The sequence below is a fragment of the Streptomyces sp. A2-16 genome, assembly GCF_018128905.1.
Lineage (GTDB): Bacteria > Actinomycetota > Actinomycetes > Streptomycetales > Streptomycetaceae > Streptomyces.
This window is the reverse complement of sequence record NZ_CP063808.1, coordinates 6,536,229-6,548,893: the sequence shown is the minus strand read 5'-3', so window position 1 is coordinate 6,548,893 and position 12,665 is coordinate 6,536,229. Positions and strand designations below refer to the sequence as shown.

The window sequence follows — 12,665 nt, the reverse complement described above, 5'->3', positions numbered from 1 at the left end:
TCAGCCGGCCGATCCGCGCCGACTACTCGCCCGACAGCACCGCCTGAGCCGCGGCGCGCGCCTCTTCCGCACTGTCGGCAGCCCGCGCGGCAGCGGCGGCCCGCTCGCACTGCGCCAGCGTGTACTTCGCCAGCGTGGCCCGGACATAAGGAAGAGAGGCCGCACCCATGGAAAGAGAGGTGACCCCGAGACCGGTCAGCACACAGGCGAGCAGCGGGTCGGAAGCGGCCTCACCACAGACACCACAGCTCTTGCCCTCGGCCTTCGCCGCCTCGGCGGACAGCGCGACCAGGTCGAGCAGCGCGGGCTGCCACGGATCCTGCAGCCGCGACACCGCACCCACCTGACGGTCGGCGGCGAAGGTGTACTGCGCGAGATCATTGGTCCCCAGCGACAGGAACTCGACCTCCTGCAGGATCGACCGCGCCCGCAGAGCAGCCGAGGGGATCTCCACCATCGCGCCGAACTTCGCCCGCAGCCCAGCGGCACGGCACGCGTCGGCGAACGCCTTGGCGTCGGCACGGTCCGCCACCATCGGGGCCATGACCTCGAGGTACACCGGCAGCCCCTCGACAGCCTTCGCGAGCGCCGTCAGCTGGGTACGCAGCACCTCGGGGTGGTCCAGCAGCGTCCGCAGACCACGCACACCCAGCGCCGGGTTCGGCTCGTCGGCCGGCGTCAGGAAGTCCAGCGGCTTGTCCGCGCCCGCGTCCAGCACACGCACCACGACGCGCCCCTCGGGGAACGCCTCGAGCACCTGGCGGTAGGCCTCGACCTGCTTCTCCTCCGACGGGGCGTTCTTGCTGTCGTCGAGGAAGAGGAACTCCGTACGGAAGAGACCGACACCCTCGGCCCCCGCCTCGACCGCTGCGGGCACGTCCGCCGGACCACCGACGTTGGCCAGCAGCGGCACCTTGTGGCCGTCGGCGGTGGCGCCGGGCCCCGTCGACGCGGCGAGCGCGGCCTTCCGCTCGGCGGCAGCCGCCTGCAGTTCGGCCTTCTTCTCGTCGGTCGGGTTCACGAAGATGTCACCGGTGCTGCCGTCGACAGCGATGACCGTGCCCTCGGCGATCTCACCGGCCCCCGGCAGCGCCACGACGGCCGGCACACCGAGCGCCCGCGCGAGAATCGCGCTGTGGCTGGTCGGCCCGCCCTCCTCCGTGACGAAACCCAGGACGAGCGTGGGGTCCAGCAGGGCGGTGTCCGCGGGCGCGAGATCGCGCGCCACCAGAACATAGGGCTCGTCGCTGTCCGGGACACCCGGCATGGGCACCCCGAGCAGCCGGGCGACGATACGGTTCCGCACGTCGTCGAGGTCCGCGACCCGGCCGGCCAGGTACTCACCTGCGCCCGCCAGCAGCTCGCGGTACGCGGCGAACGCGTCGTACACGGCACGCTCGGCCGTGCTGCCGACGGCGATCCGCCGGTCCACGTCCGCCATCAGCTCGGGGTCCTGGGCCATCATGGCCTGCGCCTCGAGCACCGCCTGTGCTTCGCCCCCGGCCAGATTGCCGCGCGCCATCAGGTCGGCCGCCACCGCCTCCACGGCCTTGCGAGCGCGCCCCTGTTCACGCTCCGCGTCCTCCGCCGGAATCTGCTTGGCAGGCGGCTCAAGCACCGCCGTTCCCATGTGCCGAACCTCGCCGATCGCCACACCGTGGCTCACGCCGACGCCTCGCAGCGTTGTCTCCATCTCACCCGTCTCCGATAGTGCGGCGGGTCCCGCCGCCGCGGTGGTTGTCGTCCCTGCCCGCCGTCCGGGGACGGCGCTGACGTCACTTCCAGACGAAGAGACTGTCTCCGGCCTTCACGTCGCCGTCTTCACGGAGTTCGGAGAGGACCTCTGCGGTGGCCTCCAGAGCCACGACCGGGCAGACCGCGGACTTGCCGGCTGCCTCGACGGCGGCCGGGTTCCAGCGCACGATCGCCTGACCGCGCGTGACGGTGTCGCCCTTGTTGACCAGCAGCTCGAACCCCTCACCGTTGAGCTGCACGGTGTCGATGCCGAGGTGGACGAGCACGCCGTGTCCCTGCTCGTCCACTACGACGAACGCGTGCGGGTGGAGAGAGACGATGACGCCGTCGACGGGTGCGACGGCCTCGGACGGTTCACGCACGGGGTCGATCGCGGTACCCGGGCCGACCATGGCCCCGGAGAAGACCGGATCCGGCACTGCGGCCAGTCCGATGGTGCGTCCGGCAAGAGGGGACGTCACGGTGGTCATGGGAAGCCTCCCAGGGGTGGAGCTGCGTATATGGGCCGTCACTTGGTGCGTCCGGCAAGAGGGGACGTCACGGTGGTCATGGGAAGCCTCCCAGGGGTGGAGCTGCGTATATGGGCCGTCACTGCCTGTCTCGGACGGCTCTGTCCAGCAGCGTATGTCAGATGAACTGAGGGTTCCGCACGGAAGATACCCGCTGGTGGTCTAGACCACCAGCGCCAGGCGATTTGCTCCCCCTTCGGGGCCCCGTGTACAGTCGTACTCCTGCTTGGGGCTGAGCGGCGCGATCGAGTGCCCTGACCCGGCAGCATCCAACTTGTCAGATCCAATCTTTGGATCACCTCTGCATGTCTGCAGAACGGTGGTCAGAGGGTCGGAAAAACACTGATAGGGTTTGGAACACCGAAGGGAAGCGCCTGGAGGAAAGCCCGAGAGGGTGAGTACAAAGGAAGCGTCCGTTCCTTGAGAACTCAACAGCGTGCCAAAAATCAACGCCAGATATGTTGATACCCCGTCTCTCTCGGTTTCGAGAGGGCGAGGTTCCTTTGAAGAAAACACAGCGAGGACGCTGTGAACGACCGCCTTATTCCGGTGGTTGTTCCGCTCTCGTGTGTGTGCACCCGATTACGGGTAAACATTCACGGAGAGTTTGATCCTGGCTCAGGACGAACGCTGGCGGCGTGCTTAACACATGCAAGTCGAACGATGAACCACTTCGGTGGGGATTAGTGGCGAACGGGTGAGTAACACGTGGGCAATCTGCCCTTCACTCTGGGACAAGCCCTGGAAACGGGGTCTAATACCGGATACCACTACCGCAGGCATCTGTGGTGGTTGAAAGCTCCGGCGGTGAAGGATGAGCCCGCGGCCTATCAGCTTGTTGGTGAGGTAATGGCTCACCAAGGCGACGACGGGTAGCCGGCCTGAGAGGGCGACCGGCCACACTGGGACTGAGACACGGCCCAGACTCCTACGGGAGGCAGCAGTGGGGAATATTGCACAATGGGCGAAAGCCTGATGCAGCGACGCCGCGTGAGGGATGACGGCCTTCGGGTTGTAAACCTCTTTCAGCAGGGAAGAAGCGAAAGTGACGGTACCTGCAGAAGAAGCGCCGGCTAACTACGTGCCAGCAGCCGCGGTAATACGTAGGGCGCAAGCGTTGTCCGGAATTATTGGGCGTAAAGAGCTCGTAGGCGGCTTGTCACGTCGGGTGTGAAAGCCCGGGGCTTAACCCCGGGTCTGCATTCGATACGGGCTAGCTAGAGTGTGGTAGGGGAGATCGGAATTCCTGGTGTAGCGGTGAAATGCGCAGATATCAGGAGGAACACCGGTGGCGAAGGCGGATCTCTGGGCCATTACTGACGCTGAGGAGCGAAAGCGTGGGGAGCGAACAGGATTAGATACCCTGGTAGTCCACGCCGTAAACGGTGGGAACTAGGTGTTGGCGACATTCCACGTCGTCGGTGCCGCAGCTAACGCATTAAGTTCCCCGCCTGGGGAGTACGGCCGCAAGGCTAAAACTCAAAGGAATTGACGGGGGCCCGCACAAGCAGCGGAGCATGTGGCTTAATTCGACGCAACGCGAAGAACCTTACCAAGGCTTGACATACACCGGAAAGCATTAGAGATAGTGCCCCCCTTGTGGTCGGTGTACAGGTGGTGCATGGCTGTCGTCAGCTCGTGTCGTGAGATGTTGGGTTAAGTCCCGCAACGAGCGCAACCCTTGTTCTGTGTTGCCAGCATGCCCTTCGGGGTGATGGGGACTCACAGGAGACCGCCGGGGTCAACTCGGAGGAAGGTGGGGACGACGTCAAGTCATCATGCCCCTTATGTCTTGGGCTGCACACGTGCTACAATGGCAGGTACAATGAGCTGCGATACCGTGAGGTGGAGCGAATCTCAAAAAGCCTGTCTCAGTTCGGATTGGGGTCTGCAACTCGACCCCATGAAGTCGGAGTTGCTAGTAATCGCAGATCAGCATTGCTGCGGTGAATACGTTCCCGGGCCTTGTACACACCGCCCGTCACGTCACGAAAGTCGGTAACACCCGAAGCCGGTGGCCCAACCCCTTGTGGGAGGGAGCTGTCGAAGGTGGGACTGGCGATTGGGACGAAGTCGTAACAAGGTAGCCGTACCGGAAGGTGCGGCTGGATCACCTCCTTTCTAAGGAGCATCTAGGCCGCCAAGCGTGCTTGGTGGTCCAGGGCCATTACGCAGGCAAACGTTCTGCGGTGGTTGCTCATGGGTGGAACGTTGATTATTCGGCCGGTTTCACGGGTCGGAGGCTGCAAGTACTGCTCGCAAGAGCGTGGAAAGCATGATCTCCGGACGGGATCTGGTCGGGCACGCTGTTGGGTGTCTGAGGGAATGAACCCCCTCGATGCCGGCCCCAGTGAACTCGGAGTGTTGCTCCGGGGTGATGGGTGGCTGGTCGTTGTTTGAGAACTGCACAGTGGACGCGAGCATCTGTGGCCAAGTTTTTAAGGGCGCACGGTGGATGCCTTGGCACCAGGAACCGATGAAGGACGTGGGAGGCCACGATAGTCCCCGGGGAGTCGTCAACCAGGCTTTGATCCGGGGGTTTCCGAATGGGGAAACCCGGCAGTCGTCATGGGCTGTCACCCATACCTGAACACATAGGGTATGTGGAGGGAACGCGGGGAAGTGAAACATCTCAGTACCCGCAGGAAGAGAAAACAACCGTGATTCCGGGAGTAGTGGCGAGCGAAACCGGATGAGGCCAAACCGTATGCGTGTGAGACCCGGCAGGGGTTGCGCATGCGGGGTTGTGGGATCTCTCTTTCACAGTCTGCCGGCTGTGAGACGAGTCAGAAACCGTTGATGTAGGCGAAGGACATGCGAAAGGTCCGGCGTAGAGGGTAAGACCCCCGTAGTCGAAACATCAGCGGCTCGTTTGAGAGACACCCAAGTAGCACGGGGCCCGAGAAATCCCGTGTGAATCTGGCGGGACCACCCGCTAAGCCTAAATATTCCCTGGTGACCGATAGCGGATAGTACCGTGAGGGAATGGTGAAAAGTACCGCGGGAGCGGAGTGAAATAGTACCTGAAACCGTGTGCCTACAAGCCGTGGGAGCGTCGGAATGAAAGCTTGCTTTCATTCTCGTGACTGCGTGCCTTTTGAAGAATGAGCCTGCGAGTTTGCGGTGTGTTGCGAGGTTAACCCGGGTGGGGTAGCCGTAGCGAAAGCGAGTCCTAATAGGGCGTTTGAGTAGCACGCTCAAGACCCGAAGCGGAGTGATCTAGCCATGGGCAGGTTGAAGCGGAGGTAAGACTTCGTGGAGGACCGAACCCACCAGGGTTGAAAACCTGGGGGATGACCTGTGGTTAGGGGTGAAAGGCCAATCAAACTCCGTGATAGCTGGTTCTCCCCGAAATGCATTTAGGTGCAGCGTCGTGTGTTTCTTGCCGGAGGTAGAGCACTGGATAGGCGATGGGCCCTACCGGGTTACTGACCTTAGCCAAACTCCGAATGCCGGTAAGTGAGAGCGCGGCAGTGAGACTGTGGGGGATAAGCTCCATGGTCGAGAGGGAAACAGCCCAGAGCATCGACTAAGGCCCCTAAGCGTACGCTAAGTGGGAAAGGATGTGGAGTCGCAGAGACAACCAGGAGGTTGGCTTAGAAGCAGCCACCCTTGAAAGAGTGCGTAATAGCTCACTGGTCTAGTGATTCCGCGCCGACAATGTAGCGGGGCTCAAGCGTACCGCCGAAGTCGTGTCATTGCAGCAATACGCCCAACGGCGGCTGTGATGGGTAGGGGAGCGTCGTGTGCCGGGTGAAGCTGCAGCGGAAGCTAGTGGTGGACGGTTCACGAGTGAGAATGCAGGCATGAGTAGCGATACACACGTGGGAAACGTGTGCGCCGATTGACTAAGGGTTCCTGGGTCAAGCTGATCTGCCCAGGGTAAGTCGGGACCTAAGGCGAGGCCGACAGGCGTAGTCGATGGATAACCGGTTGATATTCCGGTACCCGCTGTGAAGCGTCAAACATCGAACCAGGCGATGCTAAGTCCGTGAAGCCGCCCCGGAGCCTTCGGGCAAAGGGGAGTGGTGGAGCCGACGAACCAGACTTGCAGTAGGTGAGTGATGGGGTGACGCAGGAAGGTAGTCCAGCCCGGGCGGTGGTTGTCCCGGGGTAAGGGTGTAGGCCGTGCGATAGGCAAATCCGTCGCACTTGTGGCTGAGACCTGATGCCGAGCCGATTGTGGTGAAGTGGATGATCCTATGCTGTCGAGAAAAGCCTCTAGCGAGTTTCATGGCGGCCCGTACCCTAAACCGACTCAGGTGGTCAGGTAGAGAATACCGAGGCGTTCGGGTGAACTATGGTTAAGGAACTCGGCAAAATGCCCCCGTAACTTCGGGAGAAGGGGGGCCATCACCGGTGATTGAATTTACTTCATGAGCTGGGGGTGGCCGCAGAGACCAGCGAGAAGCGACTGTTTACTAAAAACACAGGTCCGTGCGAAGCCGTAAGGCGATGTATACGGACTGACGCCTGCCCGGTGCTGGAACGTTAAGGGGACCGGTTAGTCACATTTCGGTGTGGCGAAGCTGAGAACTTAAGCGCCAGTAAACGGCGGTGGTAACTATAACCATCCTAAGGTAGCGAAATTCCTTGTCGGGTAAGTTCCGACCTGCACGAATGGCGTAACGACTTCTCGACTGTCTCAACCATAGGCCCGGTGAAATTGCACTACGAGTAAAGATGCTCGTTTCGCGCAGCAGGACGGAAAGACCCCGGGACCTTTACTACAGTTTGATATTGGTGTTCGGTTCGGCTTGTGTAGGATAGCTGGGAGACTGTGAAGCTTGGACGCCAGTTCAGGTGGAGTCGTCGTTGAAATACCAGTCTGGTCGTGCTGGATGTCTAACCTGGGTCCGTGATCCGGATCAGGGACAGTGTCTGATGGGTAGTTTAACTGGGGCGGTTGCCTCCTAAAGAGTAACGGAGGCGCCCAAAGGTTCCCTCAGCCTGGTTGGTAATCAGGTGTTGAGTGTAAGTGCACAAGGGAGCTTGACTGTGAGACCGACGGGTCGAGCAGGGACGAAAGTCGGGACTAGTGATCCGGCGGTGGCTTGTGGAAGCGCCGTCGCTCAACGGATAAAAGGTACCCCGGGGATAACAGGCTGATCTTCCCCAAGAGTCCATATCGACGGGATGGTTTGGCACCTCGATGTCGGCTCGTCGCATCCTGGGGCTGGAGTCGGTCCCAAGGGTTGGGCTGTTCGCCCATTAAAGCGGTACGCGAGCTGGGTTTAGAACGTCGTGAGACAGTTCGGTCCCTATCCGCTGCGCGCGTAGGAATATTGAGAAGGGCTGTCCCTAGTACGAGAGGACCGGGACGGACGAACCTCTGGTGTGCCAGTTGTTCTGCCAAGGGCATGGCTGGTTGGCTACGTTCGGGAGGGATAACCGCTGAAAGCATCTAAGCGGGAAGCCTGCTTCGAGATGAGTATTCCCACCCCCTTTGAGGGGTTAAGGCTCCCAGTAGACGACTGGGTTGATAGGCCGGATCTGGAAGCCCAGTAATGGGTGGAGGTGACCGGTACTAATAGGCCGAGGGCTTGTCCATATTTGCTCGCGTCCACTGTGTTAGTTCTGAGGCAACGACCGTGTTGTGTTTCCGGTCTAACTTCATAGTGTTTCGGTGGTCATAGCGTGAGGGAAACGCCCGGTTACATTCCGAACCCGGAAGCTAAGCCTTTCAGCGCCGATGGTACTGCAGGGGGGACCCTGTGGGAGAGTAGGACACCGCCGAACTCCTTTTAGAGCTCTGGCTCTTGGGCACACAGCCCAGGAGCCAGAGCTTTTTTGCGTTGAGGTAGGGTCAGGGAGCATCGTTCGCACGTTTCCCACAGGAGGCCCCCGGGTGGAGGTCCAGGAGACCCGGGTCCAGACGGACCGGGTCCTCACCATCCCCAACATCCTCAGCATGGCGCGGCTCCTTGGCGTGCCGCTCTTCCTGTGGCTGATCCTCAGGCCTGAGTTCGGAGGGCCCAAGAGTGACACCTGGGCGTTGCTGGTACTCGCTCTGAGCGGTATCAGCGACTACCTGGACGGCAAGCTCGCCCGGCGGTGGAACCAGATCAGCAGCCTCGGCCGGCTGCTCGACCCCGCGGCCGACCGCCTCTACATTCTCTCGACTCTGGTCGGCCTCACCTGGCGCGAGATTCTGCCAATCTGGTTGACCGCTGCACTGCTCTTGCGAGAGCTGGTTCTCCTGGTGATGGTGGGCATCCTCAGGCGTCACGGTTATCCGCCGCCGCAGGTGAACTTCCTCGGCAAGGCCGCCACCTTCAACCTGATGTACGCCTTCCCGCTGCTCCTGCTCAGTGACGGAACTGGATGGATCTCGTCACTCGCTGCTATTTTCGGATGGGCGTTCGCCGGATGGGGTACAACGCTGTATTGGTGGGCAGGAGTGCTCTATGTGGTACAAGTCCGCCGCCTGGTCCGTGCGGACGCCAAGGCCGACTGAACTCGCCCATTGGCACGGCCGTAGCGGCTCGATGGCCCCTGGCGGAAAAGTGCGGGACAATCTGGACGGGTGAAGTCGGCTAGACCGTCGTCTCTTAAGGAGGACGCTTCCGACATGAAGGCCGTCGTGATGGCCGGAGGCGAAGGCACACGCCTTCGTCCCATGACCTCGAGCATGCCCAAGCCGCTCCTGCCGGTGGTAAACCGGCCGATCATGGAGCACGTTCTGCGGCTGCTCAAAAGGCATGGGCTCAACGAGACCGTCGTCACCGTCCAGTTCCTGGCCTCACTGGTCAAGAACTACTTCGGTGATGGGGAAGAGCTCGGAATGGAGCTCTCCTATGCCAATGAGGAGAAGCCACTCGGTACCGCCGGAAGCGTCAAGAACGCCGAAGAGGCGTTGAAGGACGATGCCTTCCTCGTCATCTCCGGCGATGCCCTGACCGACTTCGACCTCACCGAGCTCATCAACTTCCACAAGGAAAAGGGCGCGCTGGTCACCGTCTGTCTGACGCGTGTGCCCAATCCTCTCGAATTCGGTATCACGATCGTCGACGAAGAAGGCAAGGTCGAGCGCTTCCTGGAGAAGCCGACCTGGGGCCAGGTCTTCTCGGACACCGTGAACACCGGCATCTATGTCATGGAGCCCGAGGTCTTCGACTACGTCGAACCCGATGTGCCCGTGGACTGGTCCGGCGACGTCTTCCCGCAGCTGATGAAGGAAGGCAAGCCGATCTACGGCTACATCGCGGAGGGCTACTGGGAGGACGTCGGCACGCACGAGAGCTATGTGAAGGCGCAGGCCGACGTGCTGGAGGGCAAGGTCGACGTCGAGATCGACGGCTTCGAGCTCTCCCCGGGCGTCTGGGTGGCCGAGGGAGCCGAAGTGCATCCCGATGCCGTGCTCCGAGGTCCCCTGTACATCGGTGACTATGCGAAGGTCGAGGCCGGCGCCGAGATCCGCGAGCACACCGTCGTGGGCTCCAACGTGGTCGTCAAGAGCGGGGCGTTTCTGCACAAGGCCGTCGTGCACGACAACGTGTATGTCGGGCAGCAGAGCAATCTTCGTGGCTGTGTCGTCGGCAAGAACACCGACATCATGCGGGCGGCTCGTATCGAGGACGGCGCGGTCATCGGTGACGAGTGCCTCGTCGGCGAGGAATCGATTATTCAGGGGAATGTGCGGGTCTACCCGTTCAAGACCATCGAGGCCGGCGCCTTCGTCAACACCTCGGTCATCTGGGAGTCCAGGGGGCAGGCGCATCTGTTCGGCGCCCGTGGGGTCTCCGGCATCCTCAACGTCGAGATCACCCCGGAACTCGCGGTCCGGCTGGCCGGTGCCTACGCGACGACCCTCAAAAAGGGTTCGACCGTCACCACGGCCCGCGACCACTCCCGTGGCGCGAGGGCACTGAAGCGGGCGGTCATCTCCGCTCTCCAGGCCAGCGCGATCGACGTACGCGACCTCGAGAACGTACCGCTGCCCGTGGCGCGTCAGCAGACCGCGCGGGGGAGCGCCGGCGGGATCATGATCCGGACCACGCCCGGGGTGCCGGATTCCGTGGACATCATGTTCTTCGACGGGCGGGGAGCGGACCTTTCCCAGGGCAGCCAGCGCAAGTTGGACCGGGTGTTCGCGCGGCAGGAGTACCGGCGCGCGTTCCCCGGCGAGATCGGTGACCTGCATTTCCCGGCGAGCGTCTTCGATTCGTACACCGGATCGCTGCTGCGGAACGTCGACATCACAGGAATCGCCGAATCCGGGCTCAAGGTGGTCGTGGACGCGTCGAACGGCAGCGCGGGGTTGGTGCTGCCCAGTCTGCTCGGGAAGCTCGGGGTGGACTCGCTGACCATCAACCCGGGACTCGACGAGTCGCGTCCGACCGAGACGGCGGACGCTCGTCGCTCGGGTCTGGTCCGGCTGGGAGAGATCGTGGCGTCCGCGCGGGCCGCGTTCGGTGTGCGGTTCGACCCCGTGGGCGAGCGGCTGTCCCTCGTTGACGAGAAGGGGCGGATCATCGAGGACGACCGCGCCCTGCTCGTCATGCTCGACCTGGTCGCCGCTGAGCGGCGCAGCGGCCGTGTCGCGCTGCCGGTGACGACCACGCGGATCGCCGAGCAGGTGGCGGCGTATCACGGGACGCAGGTCGAGTGGACGACCACCTCGCCCGACGACCTCACCCGGGTCGGACGCGACGAAACCACGATCTTCGGCGGTGACGGCAAGGGTGCCTTCATCGTGCCGGAGTTCAGCAGTGTCTTCGACGGTGCGGCGGCCTTCGTACGGCTGATCGGGCTGGTGGCGCGTACGCAGCTCACGCTCAGCCAGATCGACGCGCGGATTCCGCGGGCGCATGTCCTCAAGCGCGATCTGGCGACCCCGTGGGCCGTCAAGGGGCTGGTCATGCGCAGGGTCGTGGAGGCGGCGGGCGATCGCTTCGTCGACACGACCGACGGTGTCCGGGTCGTGGAGACCGACGGACGGTGGGTGATGGTGCTGCCTGACCCGGCGGAAGCGGTCACCCATCTGTGGGCCGAAGGCCCGGACGACGCGTCCGCGCAGGCCCTGCTGGACGAGTGGTCGGCGGTCGTGGACAGCGCGGGCCGCTGAGTCACGCACACGCGCGTGCCGGACATGTGTCCCCAAGGGGGGCCTGTCCGGCACGCCGATGGGGCCATTCGGAGGTAGGGGCCGCGACGTGCGACGATGTGCGGCATGCCGCAGCAGCCCCCCATTCGGAGCACCCCCACGCGCCCGTCGCGCCCGGACGCCTCCATGTCGCTGCTCACCAACGTCATGGACCACAGCCTCGACGACGGGTACGCCGAGGCGGCGGCCCGCAAGAAGGCCGCCGGTTCCGGAGGACTTCCCAAGACCTTGCGGGCGAAGCTGGGTCTGGCCGTGGGCCTTGTGCTCGCCGCTCTTGTGGTCACCGTGGGGGCCGCGCAGGCGCGGGTGGCCGCACCGGTCGTGGCCAAGGAGCGCGAGGAGCTCATCGACCGTATCGACCGCGAGACCGAGACGGCGGACAAGCTCGAGAAGAGCGTCGACCAGCTGCGCGACGATGTGAGCACGAGCCAGCGTGAGGCGCTCAAGCAGAGCGGCGACAGCGGCCAGGCCGATCTCGTCGGCATTCTGTCGGGCGCCGTGGAGGTGCACGGCCCTGGCGTCAAGCTCGTCGTGAACGACGCCAAGGAGGCCACTACCGGTGGCGACGGCAACCCGCGTGAGACGTCCGGGTTCTCCGACACCGGGCGGGTCCGGGACCGTGACATGCAGCGAGTCGTCAACGGGCTGTGGCAGTCGGGCGCCGAGGCCATCTCCATCAACGGGCAGCGGCTGACCGCGCTGTCCGCGATCAGGGCCGCGGGTGACGCGATACTGGTCGACAACAAGCCGCTGGTTCCGCCGTATACGGTGCTTGCGGTGGGGGACGGTCAGCGGCTGAGCACCAGGTTCCAGGACAGTGCCGACGGGCTGTATCTGCACGCCCTGGAAGAGAACTACGGCATCCGGACCGCCATCTCCGTGGAGGACGACCTCCGGCTGCCGGCCGCACCGAGTGTGATCGTACGTACAGCAGAGCCGAGAACTGAGAAGGGCACATCGTGATCGCCGTACTGGGCCTCGTCGTGGGAGTCGTGGCCGGCCTGTTGGTCCGGCCTGAGGTTCCGGCGGTCGTCGAGCCGTATCTGCCGATCGCCGTGGTGGCGGCGCTCGATGCCGTCTTCGGTGGGCTGCGGGCCATGCTCGACGGCATCTTCGACGACAAGGTCTTCGTCGTGTCGTTCCTGTCGAACGTGGTCGTGGCCGCACTGATCGTGTTCCTGGGCGACAAGTTGGGCGTGGGCGCCCAGTTGTCGACCGGTGTCGTCGTCGTGCTCGGCATCCGGATCTTCTCGAACGCCGCGGCCATCCGCCGGCACGTCTTCAGGGCGTGACGC

Annotated in this window: 6 protein-coding genes and 3 rRNA genes; 7 read left to right on the top strand and 2 right to left on the bottom strand. The window is 63.2% G+C overall.

Features of this window, described 5'->3' with window-relative positions:
- Nucleotides 1-22: 22 nt before the first annotated feature.
- Together ptsP and IOD14_RS29390 are read right to left on the bottom strand one after the other, a co-directional pair.
- A complete protein-coding gene (gene ptsP / locus IOD14_RS29395; RefSeq protein WP_212671987.1) occupies nucleotides 23-1,693 on the bottom strand; it encodes a phosphoenolpyruvate--protein phosphotransferase in 1,671 nt (556 codons plus the stop codon).
- Between the two features lie 82 nt (nucleotides 1,694-1,775).
- On the bottom strand, nucleotides 1,776-2,225 hold the full coding sequence (locus IOD14_RS29390; RefSeq protein WP_123987830.1) for a PTS glucose transporter subunit IIA: 450 nt from the start codon (nucleotides 2,223-2,225) through the stop codon (nucleotides 1,776-1,778).
- 634 nt (nucleotides 2,226-2,859) lie between these two features.
- Here IOD14_RS29390 and IOD14_RS29385 point away from each other — a divergent pair.
- The 7 genes from IOD14_RS29385 to IOD14_RS29355 all read left to right on the top strand — a co-directional run bounded on the left by IOD14_RS29385 (nucleotide 2,860) and on the right by IOD14_RS29355 (nucleotide 12,662).
- Nucleotides 2,860-4,385: ribosomal RNA gene (locus tag IOD14_RS29385) — 16S ribosomal RNA — on the top strand.
- Between the two features lie 307 nt (nucleotides 4,386-4,692).
- Nucleotides 4,693-7,815: ribosomal RNA gene (locus IOD14_RS29380) — 23S ribosomal RNA — on the top strand.
- Nucleotides 7,816-7,886: 71 nt separating this feature from the next.
- Nucleotides 7,887-8,003: ribosomal RNA gene (gene rrf / locus IOD14_RS29375) — 5S ribosomal RNA — on the top strand.
- Together the 16S, 23S and 5S rRNA genes form the textbook arrangement of a ribosomal RNA operon.
- Nucleotides 8,004-8,112: 109 nt before the next feature.
- Nucleotides 8,113-8,721: a CDP-alcohol phosphatidyltransferase family protein gene (locus IOD14_RS29370; protein ID WP_123987828.1), complete on the top strand. Its 609-nt coding sequence runs from the start codon at nucleotides 8,113-8,115 to the stop codon at nucleotides 8,719-8,721.
- A 114-nt stretch (nucleotides 8,722-8,835) separates the two neighbouring features.
- Entirely contained in the window at nucleotides 8,836-11,331 is a 2,496-nt protein-coding gene (locus IOD14_RS29365; RefSeq protein ID WP_123987827.1) for a mannose-1-phosphate guanyltransferase, read from the top strand.
- A gap of 105 nt (nucleotides 11,332-11,436) precedes the next feature.
- Nucleotides 11,437-12,333, top strand: a complete 897-nt coding sequence (locus IOD14_RS29360; RefSeq protein ID WP_249126100.1) for a DUF881 domain-containing protein — start codon at nucleotides 11,437-11,439, stop codon at nucleotides 12,331-12,333.
- On the top strand, nucleotides 12,330-12,662 hold the full coding sequence (locus IOD14_RS29355; RefSeq protein WP_003988855.1) for a small basic family protein: 333 nt from the start codon (nucleotides 12,330-12,332) through the stop codon (nucleotides 12,660-12,662). Before IOD14_RS29360 ends, IOD14_RS29355 begins: the two co-directional genes overlap by 4 nt.
- Nucleotides 12,663-12,665 lie beyond the last annotated feature (3 nt).